Below are 19,142 nucleotides of genomic sequence, written 5' to 3'. Positions count from 1 at the left end.
GATGACTGCTTTTTTCAAGAAACCAAAACGATACATGCCGTTGCGTCAACGAGAACCGAAAATTGACGCACCACAAGGATTGATGACGAAATGTCCATCCTGTAAATATATGCATTATACGAAACAATTGAACGAACACTATAAAGTGTGCGATTGTGGCTACCATTTCCCGCTCAGTGCAGATGAGCGGATTCGATTGCTCACTGATGAGAACTCATTCGTAAAATTTGCTGGACCGCGCGTGAAAGAAAATCCGCTCGATTTTCCAGATTATGAAGAAAAATTAAAAAAAGACAGGGAACGAACTGGGATTGAAGAGGCGATTGTCTGCGGCCGGGGGATGATCTCTGGCCGTCACGCCGTCATCTGTGTCATGGACGCGCGCTTCCGGATGGGGTCAATGGGAGCTTACGTTGGGGAAGCGATCGCTTCAGCCGTCCGGACTGCGACTGCGGAACGATTACCTGTCGTGTTGTTCACCGCTTCAGGCGGTGCGCGCATGCAAGAAGGGATGGTCAGCCTCATGCAGATGGCGAATACGTCCATCGCGCTCAAGCAACATGACGAGGCCGGATTGCTGTATATCGCCTACTTGACCCATCCGACGACAGGTGGCGTCTCGGCTAGTTTTGCCATGCTCGGTGACTTGAACGTCGCCGAACCGGGTGCGTTGATCGGCTTCGCCGGACGGCGGATCATCGAACAGACGATTCGTGAAAAATTACCAGACAACTTCCAAACTGCTGAGTTCTTGCTAGAGGCTGGTCAACTCGATGCCGTCGTTCATCGTGAACAGATGCGTTCGTTCTTAAAGAACATCATCGATTTACATGACGGGGGGGCACATCATGTTTGACTCAACGAAAGAATTGAACGAACAACTCGTGAAGTTGCGCGAGATGGCGGAAACGAAAGGGATCGACCTATCCCGGGAGATCCGCCATCTCGAGACGAAGCTCCACCGATTAGAAAAAGACAATTATGGGAATATGAAACCGTGGGATCGCGTGCAATTGGCACGGAACCCGAAACGGCCGACGACGCTCGACTATATCGATCAGCTGTTCCCAGATTTTATTGAACTGCATGGCGACCGACATGGATATGATGATGCGGCGATCGTCGCGGGGATTGCCACGCTCGACGGTGTCCCGGTGACAATCATCGGCCATCAACGCGGCCGCAATACGAAAGAGAACATGTTGCGAAACTTTGGCATGCCTCATCCGGAAGGGTATCGCAAAGCGTTACGGTTCATGAAGCAGGCCGAGAAGTTCAACCGGCCGGTCATCACGTTCATTGACACGAAAGGTGCTTACCCGGGTAAGGCGGCCGAAGAACGCGGACAAAGCGAGGCAATCGCACGCAACTTGTTTGAGATGGCGACGTTGAAAGTCCCGATCGTTTCTGTCGTCATCGGCGAGGGCGGTTCTGGAGGAGCGCTCGGCATCGGTGTCTGCGACCGGCTGCTCATGCTCGAGAACAGCACGTACTCGGTCATCTCGCCAGAAGGTGCGGCAGCACTGCTTTGGAAAGACGCTAAGCTGGCGGAACGTGCCGCTGAAACGATGAAGATTACAGCACAAGATTTGCTCGATTTAGGGATTGTCGATGAGATTGTGACGGAAGTGTTTGGCGGAGCCCACATCGATGTGTCACTACAGTCTTCGCTCTTGAAGCCTGTATTAACACAGCATGTCAGTGAGTTGGTGAAACGCTCGCGCGATGAGTTGCTGCAAGGGCGCGCTGCCAAATATCATCAAATTGGCACATTTGGCTCGTGAAAACGGTAACAACCGCTTGAGGTTCACGTTAAACCACTCACGAAATGACTGCTTCCGACGGTACCCCATGCATTTTTTTCACATACTTGTGTTGTAAAACAAAGGTCAGACATGGTATTTTTATTTCAGATTTCGTTAAAACACATAAGAGGTGAGTGACGTGAATTTAAGACGAATTGCGGTATTGACAAGTGGGGGAGACGCCCCTGGAATGAACGCTGCAGTCCGTGCAGTGACCCGAAAAGCAATTTTTGAAGGTCTAGAAGTGTACGGTGTGTATAACGGCTATCAAGGTTTGATTGAAGGCGATCTCGTTGAATTGAACCTAGGTTCAGTCGGCGATATCATTCAACGCGGAGGAACGTTCTTACGTTCTGCCCGTTGCCCAGAGTTTAGAACTGAAGAAGGCCGGGCTAAAGCGGTCAAACAGTTGAAGAAATTCAACATCGATGCGCTCGTCGTCGTAGGCGGAGACGGTTCTTACCGTGGAGCTCAGAAGTTGACGGAGCTAGGTTTCCCGACAATCGGGCTGCCTGGCACGATCGACAATGATATTCCGGGAACGGACGCGACGATAGGATTTGACACAGCGCTCAACACAGCGCTCGATGCGATCGATAAGATTCGTGACACGGCTTCTTCACATGAACGTACGTATGTCATTGAAGTGATGGGTCGCGACGCGGGTGACATCGCTCTTTACGCCGGTCTTGCCGGTGGAGCGGAGTCGATCCTCGTCCCAGAACGTCCTGAAGACTTGAGTGCGATTGTGGAGCGGATCAACCATGGTGTTGCCCGCGGCAAGAAACATTCGATTGTCGTCGTTGCTGAAGGAGCTGGCAGTGCCGAAGAGATTGGTAAACTCATTGCTGAGCAGACAAACTCGGAAACACGTGTCACGATCCTTGGACATATCCAACGTGGTGGTTCACCAACTGCCGCCGACCGCGTGCTTGCTAGCCGGATGGGCGCTTACGCCGTTGAAATCCTGTTAGAAGGCAAAGCTGGCCGGGTCGTTGGAATCCGTGGCGGTAAAATGATGGACCTCGATATCGACGAGGCGCTCGACCATAACAAGCATACGCTTGACATGAAGTTGATCGACCTGTCGAACCAACTTTCGATTTAACGAGTGACAGTGAACTCCACAGAGACGGGATCAGGTCAATCGACCCCCCGTTTTCTGTGTGTAAATGTAATACATCCCCTAGGAGGTTTTTATTTATGCGTAGAACGAAAATTGTATGTACGATCGGACCAGCTTCAGAGAAGCTTCTCCCAGAAATGATTGAAGCTGGAATGAACGTGGCTCGTCTTAACTTCTCACACGGTGACTACGAAGAGCACGGAGCACGTATCCGCGACATCCGTGAAGCATCACGCGTCGCAGGCAAAATCGTGACTGTCCTTCTCGATACGAAAGGTCCTGAAATTCGGACGCATACGTTCGCAGACGGAAAGGCACTCCTTGAAAAAGGGAAAGAAGTGACAATCGTCTCAACAGAAGAAATCGTCGGAACGAAAGACCGTTTCTCGGTCACGTACGAAGGATTGTTCGATGACGTCGAAGTCGGTTCTAGCATCATGCTCGATGACGGACTCATCGGTCTCCGTGTCGTCGAAAAACTTCCGAACCGCGATCTTCGTTGCATCATCGAAAACGAAGGCGTCATCAAGACGAAGAAAGGTGTAAACTTGCCGAACGTCAAGGTTAACCTTCCTGCCTTAACAGACAAAGATATCGCGGACATCGAGTTCGGTATCTCGCAAGATATCGACGTGATCGCGGCTTCATTCGTACGTCGTGCGTCTGACGTCGTCGCCATTCGTCAACTTCTCGAGAAGCACGATGCGTCGCACATCAAGATTTACCCGAAAATTGAAAACCAAGAAGGTGTCGATAACATCGACGAAATCTTGTCTATCTCTGACGGTTTGATGGTTGCGCGTGGTGACCTCGGTATCGAGATCCCGACTGAAGAAGTCACACCGGTACAAAAAGAATTGATCAAGAAGTGTAACGACCTCGGTAAGCCGGTCATCACAGCGACACAAATGCTTGACTCGATGCAACGCAACCCGCGCCCGACACGTGCGGAAGCGTCTGACGTTGCCAACGCCATCCTCGATGGTACGGATGCGGTCATGCTCTCAGGTGAGACGGCTGCAGGGGACTACCCAATCGAGTCAGTTCAAATGCAAGCAGCGATCGCTGTTCGTACAGAGCGTATGCTTGACTACAAAAACTTGCTCAAAGATCGTCAAAAACGCAGTGAGCATACGGTAACGGATGCGATCTCACAAGCGGTTGCCCATACGGCAATCAACTTGAACGCGAAAGCGATCTTGACACCAACACAATCAGGTTACACGGCTGCCCGTACAGCGAAATATCGTCCGGAAGCAAACATTATCGCGGTGACTGAATCAGAGCGCGTCGCTCGTCAGTTGAACCTCGTTTGGGGCGTATACCCGATCGTTGCTGACACGATGCCGAACAACACGGATGAGATGTTGGTTCAAGCATCTGAAGCAGCTCGTCACGCTGGACTCGTCACAGACGGCGACCTCGTCGTCATCTCAGCAGGTATTCCGGCAGCGACTTCTGGTACGACGAACATGATGAAAATTCACATCGTCGGACACGCTCTTGCAAACGGACGCGGCATCGGTGAGCGCGGCCTCGTCGGAGAAGTCGTCGTTGCGAACAACGCGGACGAAGCGAACGCTAAAGCAAAAGACGGCATGATCCTCGTGGCACCGTTCACTGATAAAGAAATGATGCCAGCGATCGAAAAAGCAGCCGGCATCATCACAGAAGACGGTGGATTGACGAGCCATGCCGGCATCGTTGGACCATCGCTCCGTAAACCGGTCATCGTCGGTGTTGAATCTGCAACGTCTACGTTCCGTGACGGACAGATGATCTCGATCGACCCGCTTACTGGAAAAATTTATAACGCGTAATCGAATGACAATCGAACCGACCTTCTCATGAGGTCGGTTCTTTTTCCATTCAGAAAGAGGGATGAATCATGGGTGCTTATTTATTTCTGCTATTACTCGTCTTGATCGGCGTGATTTCCCATAATCAATCGGTCATAATCGCGAGCAGTGTACTCTTAATCATTAAAGCAATCGGCTTCGGTGACCAGCTGTTCCCGACGCTCGCCGCAAAAGGGATCCATTGGGGTGTGACGATCATCACGATCGCAGTCCTCGTCCCGATCGCGACCGGAGACATAGGTTTTAGAGAATTGTGGAATAGTATTAAAGGACCGGTCGGCATCATTGCCTTTTCGTCCGGTATCTTCGTCGCCCTCGCCGCCGCCCAGGGCGTGCAACTGATGCGTGTCGACCCGGTCGTGACGACGGCCTTGCTCGCAGGCACCATTCTTGCGGTCGGATTCATGAAAGGCGTTCCGGTCGGTCCGCTCGTTGGTGCCGGGATTGCCGCGCTCATTTTAGGGGGATATAACCTTATCGAGAAGTGGGTTTGACATTTTTTTACGACTGGATACGCTTACATTTCTTTTTTTCAGTAAATTGTTTATACTAGACGGAGGACAGGGTGGCGCGAACTCGATACGTGCTGGGGAGATTTATCGAACCCCCACCCTTATTCCCTGCAAACAGACTGTATGATGCGGTCGACTACTTTCAAAGACTGAGGGGGAGTTATTAATGTCAACAACTAAAGGGTTAGAAGGAATTGTGGCGGCAGCCTCAAAAGTCAGTTCGATCATTGATGGACAATTGACTTATGGAGGATACACAATCGATGACTTGGCAGACCATGCCACGTTCGAAGAAGTCGTCTTTCTATTATGGAACGACCGCCTTCCGAAGGCAGATGAATTAACGAAACTCTCAGAAGCGCTCGTTCAAGAAGCGAAGTTGCCAGAAGACGTCATCGCGACACTCGAGCGGGCACCAAAGTCTGCGAACGCGATGGCCACGATTCGTACGGCACTCTCTCAACTCGCGTTGTACGATGAAGAGGCTGAAGACATGAGCGAAGAGGCAAACATGCGTAAAGCGATTCGTCTTCAAGCACAAATCGCGACGATCGTGACTGCTTTCGCGCGGTTACGGAAAGGTAAGCAACCGATTGCGCCGAAGCAAGGCTTGTCGTATGCAGCCAATTTCTTATATATGTTGAACGGGGAAGAGCCGAATGAAGTCGCCGAGACGACGATTGACAAGGCGCTCATTCTTCACGCCGACCATGAGTTGAACGCTTCGACGTTCACAGCCCGTGTCTGCGTAGCGACGCTCTCAGATATGTATTCTGGTGTGACGGCAGCGATGGGCGCACTCAAAGGTCCACTTCACGGTGGCGCCAACGAGGCGGTCATGAAGATGCTTCACGAAATCGGTTCGGTCGACAAAGTCGAAGACTACGTGCGCGGCAAGTTCGAACGCCGTGAGAAGATCATGGGCTTCGGTCACCGTGTTTATAAGGACGGTGATCCGCGTGCGAAACACTTGAAAGAGATGAGTCGCCAACTGACGGCTCAAATCAATGAGCCACATTGGTACGAGATGTCTGAGAAGATCGATCACCTCGTCGAGACTGAAAAAGGGCTCAAACCGAACGTCGACTTCTACTCGGCTTCGACGTACTATGCGCTCGGCCTTGACGAAGAGCTGTTCACGCCGATCTTCGCGGTCTCGCGGATGTCAGGCTGGATCGCACACATCCTCGAGCAATACGCCGACAACCGTCTCATTCGTCCGCGTGCCGAGTACGTAGGCGAAACGAATCGTTCATACGTACCGGTAAACGAGCGTTAATTGACGCATCGTTCGAAGATTGCGTCACAATTTAGACATAAACTTTGGTAAACTAACAGATGACGTAGGTCGGCGCTCGCGTCGGCCTACATAAATGTACTTAGGGGGATTCATATGTCAACACAAGGTCAAAAGATTACAGTAGAAAACGGTGCACTCAACGTACCAAACGTACCAACGATTCCATTCATCATCGGAGATGGAACAGGCCCAGACATCTGGAACGCTGCAGTCCGCGTCTTTGATGCAGCTGTCGAGAAAGCATACGGCGGCGAGAAGAAGATCGAATGGAAAGAAGTGTTCGCTGGCGAGAAGGCGTTCAACCAAACGGGTGAGTGGCTTCCTAACGAGACGCTCGACGAGATCCGTGAATATTTGATTGCCATCAAAGGACCGCTCACGACACCGGTCGGCGGCGGAATCCGTTCACTCAACGTTGCGCTCCGTCAAGAACTTGACTTGTACACGTGCTTGCGTCCTGTCCGTTACTTCACTGGCGTCCCGTCACCGGTCAAACGTCCTGAAGACACAGACATGGTCATCTTCCGTGAGAACACAGAAGATATTTATGCAGGGATCGAATACGCTTCAGGCAGCGACGAAGTGAAGAAGTTGATCACGTTCTTGAAAGAAGAGATGAACGTCAACAAGATCCGTTTCCCAGAAACATCGGGTATCGGCATCAAGCCGATCTCGTCAGAAGGAACAAAACGTCTCGTTCGGGCATCTCTCGAATACGCGATCGCGAACAACCGTAAATCGCTCACGCTCGTCCATAAAGGTAACATCATGAAGTTCACAGAAGGCGCCTTCAAAAACTGGGGGTATGAACTCGCAGAAGAAGAGTACGGCGACAAAGTGTTCACATGGGCCCAGTATGACCGCATCAAAGAAGAGTCAGGCGAAGCTGCTGCGAACGAAGCGCAATCGAAAGCGGAAGCGGAAGGCAAAATCATCGTGAAAGATTCAATCGCTGATATCTTCCTCCAACAAATCTTGACTCGTCCGCGTGAGTTCGACGTCGTCGCGACAATGAACTTGAACGGTGACTACATCTCGGACGCGCTCGCTGCTCAAGTCGGCGGAATCGGGATCGCACCAGGTGCGAACATCAACTACGTGACAGGACATGCCATCTTCGAAGCGACACACGGTACGGCACCGAAGTATGCCGGTCTTGACAAAGTTAACCCGTCATCTGTCATCTTGTCAGGTGAGATGATGCTCCGTCACATGAACTGGAACGAAGCGGCTGACCTCATCGTTCGTTCGATGGAGAATACAATCGCATCGAAAGTCGTCACATACGACTTTGCCCGTCTCATGGACGGCGCGACAGAAGTGAAATGTTCAGAGTTTGCGGATGAACTGATCAAAAACATGTAAGTAGCACTCAAGTTTGGACTAAACCAAGGGGGAGAGCACAATGATTCGTCGCAACAAGATTTCTGTTATCGGTAGCGGATTCACGGGGGCCACGACGGCACTATACTTGGCTCAAAAAGAGTTAGGAGACGTCGTCCTTCTCGACATGCCAGAGTTTGAGAACCCGACGAAAGGAAAAGCGCTCGATATGCAAGAAACGGCGCCGATTCAAGGATTTGATTCATTGATCACCGGGACGTCGGATTACGCTGACACGGCTGATTCGGACATCGTCGTCATCACGGCTGGTATCGCCCGCAAGCCGGGCATGAGCCGGGACGACCTCGTCACGACGAACGCTAGCGTCATGCGGTCGGTCACGAAAGAGATTGTCAAGTATTCACCTGACGCGATCTTGATCGTCTTGACGAACCCGGTCGATGCGATGACGTATACGGTGTTCAAAGAGTCGGGCTTCCCGAAAGAGCGCGTCATCGGCCAGTCCGGTGTGCTCGACACGGCGCGGTTCCGGACGTTCGTCGCTTCGGAGTTGAACGTCTCTGTGAAAGACGTGTCCGGGTTCGTCCTCGGCGGTCACGGCGACGACATGGTGCCGCTCATCCGCTATTCGTATGCAGGAGGCATCCCGCTCGAGAAGTTGTTGCCGAGTGAACGCATCGACGCGATCGTCGCGAGAACGCGTAAAGGTGGCGGTGAGATCGTCCAACTCCTTGGCAACGGTTCGGCGTACTACGCGCCGGCCGCGGCCATCGTCGAGATGGTGGAAGCGATTTTAAAAGATCAACGCCGCATTTTACCGGCCATCACGTATCTTGATGGAGAGTATGGCTTCCGTGACCTCTATCTTGGCGTGCCGACGGTTCTCGGTGCGAACGGGATCGAGCGTGTGCTCGAACTTGACCTGACGGACGAAGAACAAGCCGCGCTCAAGCGCTCGGCTGACTCGGTCCGTTCCGTCTTGAACGTCCTAACTTGAAAGCAAGTCTAGTCTGCGTCGCAGGCTAGACTTTTTTTGTTGGATTCGTTTTTCTTCCAAGCGTGCTAAACTGGAGATAGACAGTGGATTTGTTTTGTTTTTGTAAAGAATTGCTTTGAAGTTGGTCGCGAGTGGGATTGATTTGTAAAATAGGTAGTGTAAACGACTGAACAGATAGATTCGAGGAGGAACTAGTGTGGCCGATAAAGTAATTGTTGTTGATGACGAAGTATCGATTGCGACGTTATTAAAATTTAATTTAGAACAAGCCGGATTTGAGGTCGAGACGGCCCATGATGGAAAAGCAGGGCTTGAATTAGCCGAGAAACAAGACGCGGTGTTGATCATCCTCGACTTGATGTTGCCGGAAATGGACGGGCTTGAAGTATGTAAACGGCTGCGCCAACAAAAAGTGAACACGCCGATCTTAATGTTGACGGCGAAAGACGACGAGTTCGATAAAGTGCTCGGTCTCGAACTTGGCGCTGACGACTATTTGACGAAACCGTTCAGCCCGCGCGAAGTCGTGGCCCGGGTCAAAGCGATTTTGCGCCGGTCAGGTCCACAGGAAACGACGACGGTCGACGCCGACGTCATCGAGATCGGAGACGTCAAAATCATCGCTTCGAACTATGAGGTTTTCAAAAAAGGCGAACGTCTCGAATTGACGCCGAAAGAGTTTGAACTGCTGGCTTATCTCGCCAAAAACAAAGGCCGTGTGTTGACGCGTGATCAACTGCTGTCAGCCATTTGGAACTATGATTTTGTCGGTGATACGCGTATCGTCGACGTTCATATTAGTCATTTGCGTGAAAAAATTGAGCCGGTGACGAAGAAACCGACGTACATCAAGACGATCCGAGGTCTCGGTTATAAGATGGAAGAACCGATGCCCGAATGAAGACGTATCGCTCGCGTTTTTTGACGACACTCATCCTGCTCGTGACGGGCGTGTTGCTGACACTCGGGATCGTGCTCGGTCAACTGTTCAAAGATTTCTATTTGGACTCGGAGCGCGACCGGTTGAAAGAAGACGCCCAACTCGCCGCCTTGTATTTGGACGGGGGTGAGCTTGAGGAGATTCGTGACTACGTTCGACAAATCGATGATGAGAGCAGTTTCGACATCTTGCTGTTGAACCGAAGGATGGAAGTGATTGCCGGCACGCCGTTCCGCGTCGGAGCGTTCGAATACCGGATTGACGCCGACACGATTCCGGTTAACGGTGCGTTCGGCAACGCGACACGCGACGATTTGATCCAGTTCACGAAACCGATTGAACTGTCGACCGGTGAAACGGTCTACCTTAGCTTCATCCGCTATATTTCTGACTTAGAAGGTGTCTACAACCGGATTTGGCTGACGGTCGCGCTCGCATTGTTCTTCTCATTCTTCCTCATTTTATTCGTCCTCCACAATCTGACGAACCAGTTCATCCGGCCGATCGATGAGGCGACGATCGTGTTACGCGAACTCGCCGACGGGAATTACCGGGCCCGTGTGTATGAACTACGCAACGATGAAGAGACGGGAAGTCTGGCCGGGTCGATTAACGTCCTCGCCCGTAACTTAGAGACGATCTCGCTCGGGGAGTCGGTGCAGCGGGCAAGGCTCGAGTCACTGATCGAGTATATGGGAGCCGGTCTGTTGCTCGTCGATGAACGCGGTATCGTCACGCTCGTCAACCGATCGTACCGGGATATGTTCCAATACGACGATTTGATGATCGGCCAGTTTTACCATGGCATTTTACCGAGTCCGGACGTCGAGACGTTGATCGAGGACGTCTATTTGACAGAAGAGCCGCACCGTCGCCAGCTATCAATTCGAATCGGGTTCAACCAAAAGACGTATATGGTGTCAGCTGCCCCGATCTTTAGCGATACCGGCATGCTGCGCGGGACGACTCTATTGTTTAACGACATCTCCGAACTGAAACGGCTTGAGAAAATGCGGAAAGATTTCGTTGCGAACGTGAGCCATGAATTGAAGACGCCGCTCACTTCGATCAGAGGCTTCAGTGAGACGTTACTCGACGGGGCGAAAGAAGTGCCCGAGTTGCGCGATCAATTTTTGGATATCATCCAAAAAGAAGCGACTCGCATGCAAATGCTCGTCGAGGACTTGCTCGAACTGTCACGGCTCGAGCAGGAAAATTTCCATTTGGAGTTCACGCCTGTCCAACTCAATCAGCTCGTCGAAGAGGTGTGTCTCGTCTTAAGCCAGAAGGCGGAGCAAAAATCAATCCATCTTGAAGCGCATCACGAAGGCGACGTCGTCTTGCAAGCGGACTTGAATCGGATCAAGCAAGTCATCTTGAACCTTGTCGCGAACGCGATCAACTATTCGCCAGAAGGCAGCCAGATCGAGATTACGGTCGAGAAGCGGGAGACGACGGCGCGCTTGATCGTCAAAGACGACGGGATCGGCATCGCTCCAAAAGAAGTGAGCCGTATATTCGAACGGTTTTACCGGGTCGACAAGGCCCGGAGTCGAAATTCTGGAGGGACCGGCCTTGGCCTCGCCATCGTCAAGCACATCGTCGATCTTCATCATGCGACGATCCATGTTGACAGCGACGAAGGCGTTGGGACGACGTTCACAATCGAATTCCCGCTCGCTTAACAAGGAATTTATATCGCGTTCACACGACCTTTACAAACAGATGCTACTCTATTGATGAGACCTCTTCATCATCTCGTATCCCGGCCGGTGCTCATCTCCACTCGGTCGAGAAGATTGACCCTTTTCTAGTACTTAGAAAAGGGTCTTTTTTTTCGAGCGCATGTGCCCGTATGATATGATGGATACAGAAGAGAATGGAGGTTGGACGATGAATAAATTACTGCTCCTCGATGGAAACTCACTGACGTATCGTGCGTTTTTCGCGTTGCCTCCGATGACGGATGCATCGGGACGAAACACGAACGCGGTATATGGGTTCACGATGATGCTTTTAAAATTGATGGAAGACGAGCAACCGACGCATTTCGCGGTCGCGTTCGATGCGTCGAAGAAGACGTTCCGCCACGATACATATGCGGACTATAAAGGTGGGCGGCAGAAAACACCAGGTGAGCTCCGCGAACAGTTCCCGATCGTTCGTGAACTGTGTGAGGCGTTCGGGATCAAAGTGCTCGAACTCGATCAATATGAGGCTGATGACATAATCGGGACACTTTCGAAAAACGAGGCGTTCGAACAAGTCACGGTCGTCACGGGTGATAAAGATTTACTTCAACTGATCGATCAGCGAGTCACCGTCTACTTAACGAAACGTGGCATCACTGACGTCGAGACGATGGACGAGGCGGCGTTCCACGAACGTTACGAGGGCTTGGCACCTCGCCAAATGATCGATCTCAAAGGGCTGATGGGCGATAAATCCGATAACATACCGGGAATTCCGGGTGTCGGCGAGAAGACGGCGCTCAAGTTGCTGTCAAATTACGGCTCGGTCGAAGGGCTGTATGAACATACACATGAGTTAAAAGGGAAGCAAAAAGAAAAAGTCGAGGCGAACGAGCAGGAAGCTCGAATGTCAAAACAACTCGCGACGATCCATACGGACGTCCCGATCGACGTCAGTGTGGATGACTTACAGTTCCATCCGTATGACGCGGCAAAAGTCAAACCGTTGTTCATGAGCCTTCAGTTCAAATCACTGGTCAGTAAGCTGAACACCGATGCGACGACGGAAGAGGCGGCAGAAGCGCGAGACGTGACGCACGTCGGCATCGAACAGCAAGATTTGTCGGAAGCCGTCCTGTTTATCGAACAGCTGCGGGACGACTATTTCGAAGACGACATCATCGGTGTGGCGATCGCATCGAAAGTCGGTGTGACCGTCGGTGATATGTCGTTGTTAGACGTACCGGACGTGAAGGCTTGGCTAACGGACGAGACCCGGAAAACGATCTGTTTGGATGCCAAACAGACGATCGTTCAATTGAAACGGAACGAATTGACACTTCGCGGCTACGAAGACTTGCTCGTCGCCGGCTATTTGCTCAACTTGTCGGGCGGAACGACGCTCGATTCGATCGCCGCGCACTTCGATTACGCGTTGCCTGAAGACGAGGCCGTCTACGGGAAAGGGGCGAAACTGCACGTGCCGGAACAAGCGGTGCTCGACCAACATCTTGGCGAGAAGGCGATGGCTATCTTCACGTTGTTCGCGAAAGTCATTCCGGAAATCGATGAAAACGAGCAGACGTCACTTTATCAAGATTTAGAACGTCCGCTCGCCTCGGTGCTCGCGGAAATGGAATGGGCCGGAATTCACGTCGACGTGGCGACGCTTCAAGCGATGGAAACCGATCTCAGGGACCGCCTTGATCAGCTCGAGACAGAAATTCACGGATTGGCCGGCGAGTCGTTCAATATCAATTCGCCGAAACAGCTTGGCGTCATCTTGTTTGAGAAGTTGGCACTCCCACCCGTGAAGAAGACGAAAACCGGATACTCAACGGCGGCCGACGTGTTAGAGAAGCTGGCGCCGCTCCATCCGATCGTCGAACATATCATGCATTACCGTGAGCTCGGAAAACTGCAGTCGACGTACGTCGAGGGCTTACAAAAAGTCATCAAAGCGGACGGGAAGATTCATACACGCTACACGCAGACGCTCACACAGACAGGGCGACTGTCATCGGTCAATCCGAACTTGCAAAACATCCCGATTCGGCTCGAGGAAGGACGCCGAATCCGTAAGGCGTTTACGGCAAGTGAGCCGGGCTGGGTGCTGTATGCGGTCGACTACTCGCAGATCGAGCTCCGGATCATGGCGCATATGTCGCAAGACGCGAAGATGCTCGAGGCGTTTTTAAATGACGAAGATATTCATACGTCGACGGCGGCGAACGTGTTCCGCGTCGCCAAAGAAGAAGTGACGTCGCTCATGCGGCGTCAAGCGAAGGCGGTCAACTTCGGGATCATTTATGGCATCAGTGATTATGGATTGTCGCAAAACCTCGGCATCAGCCGTAAAGAAGCGCAGACGTTCATCGACACGTACTTCGAGCAGTTCCCTGGTGTGAAGCGCTTCATGGATGCCGCTATCGAGCGGGCGCGGGAACATGGGTATGTCGAGACGATGCTCAAACGTCGCCGTAACATCCCGGACATCCATTCACGCAACTTCAACTTGCGGGGCTTTGCCGAACGGACGGCCATCAATACGCCGATTCAAGGAACAGCGGCGGACATCATTAAAAAAGCGATGATCGACGTCGATACGGCGCTTCGAGCATCGGGCCTGCAATCGAAACTATTGCTTCAAGTCCACGATGAACTCATCTTTGAAGGACCGCTTGCTGAGACGTCCGCGCTTGAAAAACTTGTGAAGCAAGCGATGGAACATACGATCACACTCGACGTCCCGCTTCGGGCGGACGGCTCGTTCGGTGAGACGTGGTTCGACACGAAATAAAGTAAAGGAAGGAAATCGATATGCCAGAATTACCAGAAGTAGAGACGGTCTGTCGCCGACTGCGACCGTTCGTCTCCGGAAAAACGATTCAAGACGTCAATGTACGCGACGCGAAAATCATTCGCGGACATGAGGCCGACGTGTGGGTACAACAGCTGATCGGCGAGACGATGGTCGACGTCGAGCGGCGCGGCAAGTTCATTTTATTTAAATTGACGAACGGTTACCTCGTCTCTCATTTACGGATGGAAGGGAAATTCTTTCCGCACAGCGAAGCCGTCGATCCGGTCAAGCATACGCACGTCGTCTTCACGTTCACCGACGGTACGAGCCTGCACTATAACGACGTCAGGAAGTTCGGCACGATGGAACTTCGGACGAACGACGAGTTGTTCGTGACGCCGCCGCTGTCGCTGCTCGCGCTCGAGCCGTTCGACCCTGAAGTGACGGCCGAAACGTTGCACGCCCGTCTGAAGCGCATGAACGTGAGAGCGATCAAGACGGCGTTGCTCGATCAATCGATTTTTGTCGGTCTCGGCAATATTTATGTCGACGAGACGTTGTTCCGGGCACGGATTCATCCGACCCGGTCAGCAGCCTCGCTTTCACTCACTGAAGTTGAGACCGTCCGTCAAGAAGCGGTCGCCGTGTTATTGGAAGCGATCGAGCGGGGTGGAAGTACGATCCGCAGCTACACGAATCCGGACGGGGCGGCTGGAACGTTTCAAGAGACGCTTTACGTCTACGGGCAGACCGGTGAACCGTGTCACAATTGCGGTCGGCCGATTGAAAAGATGAAACTAGGCGGACGGGGGACGCATTACTGTCCGCACTGCCAACAGTAAGAGGTGGACACAATGTTGAAAATTGGTTTGACAGGCGGCATCGCGACAGGGAAGTCGACGGTGTCCCGCCTATTCCGACAACAAGGGATTCCGATTATCGATGCCGACAAGATTGCCCGTACCGTCGTCGACCCTGAAGGTAAAGCTTACTCTGCTGTCCGAGAAGCGTTTCCGCGCTGTTTTGAAGGTGAGCAGTTGAACCGGCCGGCGCTCGGGCGAGAGATTTTTCATGACGAAGCAAAAAGGAAATTGTTGAATCAGCTCATGCATCCGGCGATCCGGGAAGAAATGCAGGAGCAGATGCATTCCTTTGCGGCAGCAGGGGAATCTGTCGTCATCTTCGACATCCCGCTCTTGTTCGAAGGGACGATGCGTGACCTCGTCGATTATACGGTCGTCGTCTATTGCCGGGAAGAGATGCAGTTGATGCGTCTCATGGAGCGTAACGGCTTGACGAAAGAAGAAGCGCTCGCAAGGATCCACTCGCAAATGCCGATCGAAGAAAAGAAGCATCACGCTGACTTTTTAATCAACAACAACGGGGCACTCGGAGACTTGTTGCCTCAAGTGACGCGTCTCGTCGAACAATTTCAAGACATGAAAAAAGAAGGCGACTGACGCCTTCTTTTTTTTGTTCAGTTGAGCGGATCTGCGTCCGGTCGCCCTTTTTTCCATGTGTCGAAAATAGCGCGCCCGTCACTTGGGTGTCCGTTCGAGTAATAAATCGGATAGAGCGAGAAGAACACATAATAAAACGAGAAATAGGCGAACTGATACGTGTAGAGTGTCGGTTCAATCTCCCGTCTCAGGATAAACCAGTTCACAATCAAGATACTCGATAGATTGAAAATCGACCCGCCCGCGTAGACGATACTCCTCGTCAAGCGATTACTGTATTTCAAGTCCGAGAATTGGCACCAGGCGTCATAGAAGTAGACGCGGTTAAACTGCATGCGCCCGACCTTGAATAGCTTCTTCCCGGTCCCAATCTCCATATCGAGTGATCCCCCGAATAATTTTGCGAAAAAGAAATGCCCGAATTGATGGATAATTGTCACAATCGGCAAGATGACAAAAAACGAGATGACAAATTTGTCTAAGTCTGTCCAATCAAACATATAACGTAGCTCCTTTCCAAGCTCTACACCAAATTTCCCTCTTTTTCAAAAACGAAACTGTAAAAAAGTGATAAAAATGTGACGATACATAGTGAAAACGCTTCCATTTTTCCGTTATAATGGTGTCGTAACGCAGAAAAAAGGGGGAACTGGAATGGGGACGAAAGTTGCAATCAACGGGTTTGGACGAATCGGGAGAATGGTGTTTCGTAAATTGATGCTTGAAGGGCGTCACGACGTCGTGGCGATCAATGCGAGTTATCCGGCGGAGACGCTTGCTCACTTGATCAAGCACGATACGGTCCATGGGCCGTTTGAGCTCACTGTTCGAGCGCATGGGGATACGCTCGTTGTCGACGGGAAACAGATTCGGTTAATCGCAGAGCGTGACCCGGAACGATTACCATGGAAAGAACTTGATGTCGAGATCGTCGTCGAGGCGACGGGGAAATTCAATTCGGACGTCGGGGCGCGCAAGCATTTGATGGCCGGGGCGCAGAAAGTCATTTTGACGGCGCCGGGCAAAGGCGACTTACGGACGATCGTGATGGGGGTCAATGATCGCGAGTATATGCCGGAGCAAGACCATATCATCTCAAACGCCTCTTGTACGACGAACTGCCTCGCACCTGTCGTCAAAGTGCTCGATTCGACGTTCGGCATCGAGACAGGACTCGTCACGACGGTACACGCCTACACGAACGACCAGAACAATATCGACAATCCGCATAAAGATTTGCGCCGGGCCCGGGCTTGTGGTAGCTCCATTATACCGACTTCGACCGGGGCAGCCAAGGCGATCGGTCTTGTGCTTCCCGAGCTGCAAGGCAAGTTGAACGGGATGGCGCTCCGTGTCCCGACGCCGAACGTCTCGCTCGTCGATCTCGTCGTCGAGCTGCGTCGTGATGTCACGGCCGCCGAAGTGAACGATGCGTTCGAACGGGCCGCTTACGGAGAAATGACCGGGATTCTCGGTGTCTCGAACGAACCGCTCGTCTCAATCGACTTTAATGGAGACGAGCGCTCCTCGATTATCGATGCAGATTCGACGATGGTGCTCGGCGGCAACCACGTCAAAGTGCTCGCTTGGTATGACAACGAATGGGGCTATTCGTGCCGCGTCGTCGATCTTTTGGATATGGTAGCGAGCTACCTGCAAATCGGCCAACAAGAAACGCATGCTTGAGAAAATATATTTCGTCAAAAATATTTTAACGAATTCAAACAAATAGCTTGTATCGACGTCCTAAACAGGATACACTCAATCTCGTGAACTTCAATTGGTCTGACAAACGCAACTTAAAGGGTTAGGACCTCTCTGGACTAACTTGCCCCCGTGGTTGTGGGCGATTCAGGCACAAAGTGAGTGATCATCAACTACTTTGAGACCATTGATGTAAAGGGGGATCCACTTATATGGATACTATGGGACGTCACATTATTACAGAACTTTGGGAGTGCAATCCCGACAAATTGAACGATATCGACTACATCGAGCGCTTGTTCGTCGATGCAGCACTTCGCTCGGGCGCTGAAGTCCGCGAAGTCGCTTTCCACAAATTCGCGCCGCACGGTGTGAGTGGTGTCGTTATCATTTCAGAATCACATTTAACGATTCACAGTTTCCCAGAGCATGGTTACGCATCAGTCGATGTGTTCACATGTGGGGACCGGATCGATCCAGCGACAGCTTCACAATACATTGCTGAAGGCTTAGAAGCGAAAGTTCGCGAAGACGTCAAACTTGATCGCGGTATGGGACCGATTCGTGTTCCAGAAGCACAAGTGGCGATCAGCAAGTAATCCGATTGACCTTTTGAGGCTGGCCGATTTTCGGTCAGCCCTTTTAATTGTTTTGTTAAGTCGTTAATTTTGATATGCTTAACGTATATAAATTAGGTGCCGAGGTGGACAATGGGATTACTAGACAAGTTTCAAACACATATCCAAACGGATGATACGCATAAAAATGAGGCGTTGCGCACGCGTTATTTCGCGACGTCGCCGAACGCAGTCCTGACATGGTTAGATGAACGAATTAAAACGGAGGGGCAGACGGTGCGCCGAATCGACGCCGAGCGAGGCGAGCTCGCCTTTTACGGTGACGGTTGGGACGCATTGGCCACAGTCGTTCAAGTGGACGGAGGGCGGACCGCCGTCGATTTCACGATGAATCGTGAACAAATGCTCGGTCCTGACCTGAAACAAGTTGTCGCTGCGTATTATGATGCTTTACAAAATAAGTTCCCACTCCGTGCCATCGGGAATCAATCTGTCGAACGATAAGGAGGGCTGAGCATGCGTTGTCCTAAATGTGATCATAACGGAACGAGGGTGCTCGACTCCCGACCAGTCCAAGATTATTATTCGATTCGACGCCGTCGCGAATGTGAAAAGTGCGGCTATCGCTTCACGACGTTTGAAACGGTTGAACAGACGCCGCTCATCATCGTCAAAAAGGACGGGAACCGCGAAGAGTTCAGTCGAGAGAAAGTTCTGCGCGGGATCATTCGCGCCTGTGAGAAGCGACCGGTCACACTCGAGCAACTCGAGGGTGTGGTCACGAAAGTCGAACAACAGTTACGGGCGCTCGGCCAGTCCGAGATCCCGAGTGAACAAGTCGGCGAACTCGTCATGAACGAACTCGCCCGCGTCGATGAAGTGGCGTACGTCCGCTTCGCATCGGTCTATCGACAGTTTAAGGACATCTCTGTGTTCTTTAAAGAGTTAGAGGATTTAATGAAGCAAGAAAAATCGACCAACTAAAGGGGCGGCCTTCTGGTCGTCTTTTTTCAGGGGAGAAAC

The 19,142-nt window shown here is 51.7% G+C and carries 18 protein-coding genes; 17 read left to right on the top strand and 1 reads right to left on the bottom strand.

Annotated features, from left to right (window positions below; translation table 11 throughout):
• The first annotated feature begins 1 nt into the window (after position 1).
• From accD to coaE, 13 genes are all read left to right on the top strand, one after another.
• Positions 2 to 856 (top strand): acetyl-CoA carboxylase, carboxyltransferase subunit beta, encoded by an 855-nt coding sequence (gene accD / locus EVJ20_RS05600; RefSeq protein ID WP_131507237.1) that lies wholly within the window; start codon positions 2 to 4, stop codon positions 854 to 856.
• Entirely contained in the window at positions 849 to 1,784 is a 936-nt protein-coding gene (gene accA, locus EVJ20_RS05595) for an acetyl-CoA carboxylase carboxyl transferase subunit alpha (protein WP_131443027.1), read from the top strand. Before accD ends, accA begins: the two co-directional genes overlap by 8 nt.
• Before the next feature lie 160 nt (positions 1,785 to 1,944).
• A complete protein-coding gene (gene pfkA, locus EVJ20_RS05590; protein WP_083273929.1) occupies positions 1,945 to 2,913 on the top strand; it encodes a 6-phosphofructokinase in 969 nt (322 codons plus the stop codon).
• A 95-nt stretch (positions 2,914 to 3,008) separates the two neighbouring features.
• Positions 3,009 to 4,751 (top strand): pyruvate kinase, encoded by a 1,743-nt coding sequence (gene pyk, locus EVJ20_RS05585; RefSeq protein WP_070326936.1) that lies wholly within the window; start codon positions 3,009 to 3,011, stop codon positions 4,749 to 4,751.
• A gap of 68 nt (positions 4,752 to 4,819) precedes the next feature.
• Entirely contained in the window at positions 4,820 to 5,284 is a 465-nt protein-coding gene (locus EVJ20_RS05580; protein WP_016508479.1) for a DUF441 domain-containing protein, read from the top strand.
• A 184-nt stretch (positions 5,285 to 5,468) separates the two neighbouring features.
• Positions 5,469 to 6,581, top strand: a complete 1,113-nt coding sequence (gene citZ / locus EVJ20_RS05575) for a citrate synthase (protein WP_070326937.1) — start codon at positions 5,469 to 5,471, stop codon at positions 6,579 to 6,581.
• A 114-nt stretch (positions 6,582 to 6,695) separates the two neighbouring features.
• Positions 6,696 to 7,967, top strand: a complete 1,272-nt coding sequence (gene icd, locus EVJ20_RS05570) for an NADP-dependent isocitrate dehydrogenase (RefSeq protein ID WP_070326938.1) — start codon at positions 6,696 to 6,698, stop codon at positions 7,965 to 7,967.
• 40 nt (positions 7,968 to 8,007) lie between these two features.
• Positions 8,008 to 8,943, top strand: coding sequence for a malate dehydrogenase (gene mdh / locus EVJ20_RS05565; protein ID WP_070326939.1), 936 nt, complete (start codon positions 8,008 to 8,010; stop codon positions 8,941 to 8,943).
• A 196-nt stretch (positions 8,944 to 9,139) separates the two neighbouring features.
• The gene (locus tag EVJ20_RS05560) at positions 9,140 to 9,844 is read left to right on the top strand and encodes a response regulator transcription factor (protein ID WP_070326940.1); all 705 of its coding nucleotides are present in this window, start codon (positions 9,140 to 9,142) and stop codon (positions 9,842 to 9,844) included.
• Entirely contained in the window at positions 9,841 to 11,568 is a 1,728-nt protein-coding gene (gene pnpS / locus EVJ20_RS05555; RefSeq protein WP_131463840.1) for a two-component system histidine kinase PnpS, read from the top strand. The genes EVJ20_RS05560 and pnpS overlap by 4 nt, the downstream gene beginning before the upstream one ends.
• Positions 11,569 to 11,776: 208 nt before the next feature.
• Complete coding sequence (gene polA, locus EVJ20_RS05550; RefSeq protein WP_131507234.1) at positions 11,777 to 14,374, top strand: DNA polymerase I; 2,598 nt, start codon at positions 11,777 to 11,779, stop codon at positions 14,372 to 14,374.
• A 20-nt stretch (positions 14,375 to 14,394) separates the two neighbouring features.
• Entirely contained in the window at positions 14,395 to 15,219 is an 825-nt protein-coding gene (mutM, locus tag EVJ20_RS05545; RefSeq protein WP_131507232.1) for a DNA-formamidopyrimidine glycosylase, read from the top strand.
• 12 nt (positions 15,220 to 15,231) lie between these two features.
• Entirely contained in the window at positions 15,232 to 15,837 is a 606-nt protein-coding gene (gene coaE, locus EVJ20_RS05540; protein WP_070326944.1) for a dephospho-CoA kinase, read from the top strand.
• 17 nt (positions 15,838 to 15,854) lie between these two features.
• On the opposite strand, the gene EVJ20_RS05535 is transcribed toward coaE, so the two are convergent.
• Complete coding sequence (locus tag EVJ20_RS05535) at positions 15,855 to 16,337, bottom strand: site-2 protease family protein (RefSeq protein ID WP_070326945.1); 483 nt, start codon at positions 16,335 to 16,337, stop codon at positions 15,855 to 15,857.
• Between the two features lie 154 nt (positions 16,338 to 16,491).
• Here EVJ20_RS05535 and EVJ20_RS05530 point away from each other — a divergent pair, with 154 nt between their 5' ends.
• The 4 genes from EVJ20_RS05530 (at position 16,492) to nrdR (ending at position 19,103) form a co-directional block, all read left to right on the top strand.
• Entirely contained in the window at positions 16,492 to 17,523 is a 1,032-nt protein-coding gene (locus tag EVJ20_RS05530) for a glyceraldehyde-3-phosphate dehydrogenase (protein ID WP_131463835.1), read from the top strand.
• Between the two features lie 230 nt (positions 17,524 to 17,753).
• Positions 17,754 to 18,140, top strand: coding sequence for an adenosylmethionine decarboxylase (speD, locus tag EVJ20_RS05525; protein WP_029595188.1), 387 nt, complete (start codon positions 17,754 to 17,756; stop codon positions 18,138 to 18,140).
• Positions 18,141 to 18,251: 111 nt separating this feature from the next.
• Entirely contained in the window at positions 18,252 to 18,623 is a 372-nt protein-coding gene (locus EVJ20_RS05520) for a hypothetical protein (RefSeq protein WP_070326947.1), read from the top strand.
• Between the two features lie 12 nt (positions 18,624 to 18,635).
• Positions 18,636 to 19,103 (top strand): transcriptional regulator NrdR, encoded by a 468-nt coding sequence (gene nrdR / locus EVJ20_RS05515; protein ID WP_035385865.1) that lies wholly within the window; start codon positions 18,636 to 18,638, stop codon positions 19,101 to 19,103.
• Positions 19,104 to 19,142 lie beyond the last annotated feature (39 nt).

Origin of the sequence: Exiguobacterium sp. SH0S1, from assembly GCF_004337165.1 — a bacterium.
Lineage (GTDB): Bacteria > Bacillota > Bacilli > Exiguobacteriales > Exiguobacteriaceae > Exiguobacterium > Exiguobacterium aurantiacum_A.
The sequence above is the reverse complement of the archived record's forward strand: the minus strand, read 5'-3'. Positions and strand labels throughout refer to the sequence as shown.

Coding starts and splice junctions, on each gene's coding strand:
- pyk (WP_070326936.1), top strand. CDS start 3,009: ATGCGTAGAACGAAAATTGTATGTACGATCGGACCAGCTTCAGAGAAG.
- pnpS (WP_131463840.1), top strand. CDS start 9,841: ATGAAGACGTATCGCTCGCGTTTTTTGACGACACTCATCCTGCTCGTG.
- EVJ20_RS05530 (WP_131463835.1), top strand. CDS start 16,492: ATGGGGACGAAAGTTGCAATCAACGGGTTTGGACGAATCGGGAGAATG.
- mdh (WP_070326939.1), top strand. CDS start 8,008: ATGATTCGTCGCAACAAGATTTCTGTTATCGGTAGCGGATTCACGGGG.
- citZ (WP_070326937.1), top strand. CDS start 5,469: ATGTCAACAACTAAAGGGTTAGAAGGAATTGTGGCGGCAGCCTCAAAA.
- nrdR (WP_035385865.1), top strand. CDS start 18,636: ATGCGTTGTCCTAAATGTGATCATAACGGAACGAGGGTGCTCGACTCC.
- speD (WP_029595188.1), top strand. CDS start 17,754: ATGGATACTATGGGACGTCACATTATTACAGAACTTTGGGAGTGCAAT.
- accD (WP_131507237.1), top strand. CDS start 2: ATGACTGCTTTTTTCAAGAAACCAAAACGATACATGCCGTTGCGTCAA.
- EVJ20_RS05520 (WP_070326947.1), top strand. CDS start 18,252: ATGGGATTACTAGACAAGTTTCAAACACATATCCAAACGGATGATACG.
- accA (WP_131443027.1), top strand. CDS start 849: ATGTTTGACTCAACGAAAGAATTGAACGAACAACTCGTGAAGTTGCGC.
- EVJ20_RS05535 (WP_070326945.1), bottom strand. CDS start 16,337: ATGTTTGATTGGACAGACTTAGACAAATTTGTCATCTCGTTTTTTGTC.
- EVJ20_RS05580 (WP_016508479.1), top strand. CDS start 4,820: ATGGGTGCTTATTTATTTCTGCTATTACTCGTCTTGATCGGCGTGATT.
- mutM (WP_131507232.1), top strand. CDS start 14,395: ATGCCAGAATTACCAGAAGTAGAGACGGTCTGTCGCCGACTGCGACCG.
- polA (WP_131507234.1), top strand. CDS start 11,777: ATGAATAAATTACTGCTCCTCGATGGAAACTCACTGACGTATCGTGCG.
- icd (WP_070326938.1), top strand. CDS start 6,696: ATGTCAACACAAGGTCAAAAGATTACAGTAGAAAACGGTGCACTCAAC.
- coaE (WP_070326944.1), top strand. CDS start 15,232: ATGTTGAAAATTGGTTTGACAGGCGGCATCGCGACAGGGAAGTCGACG.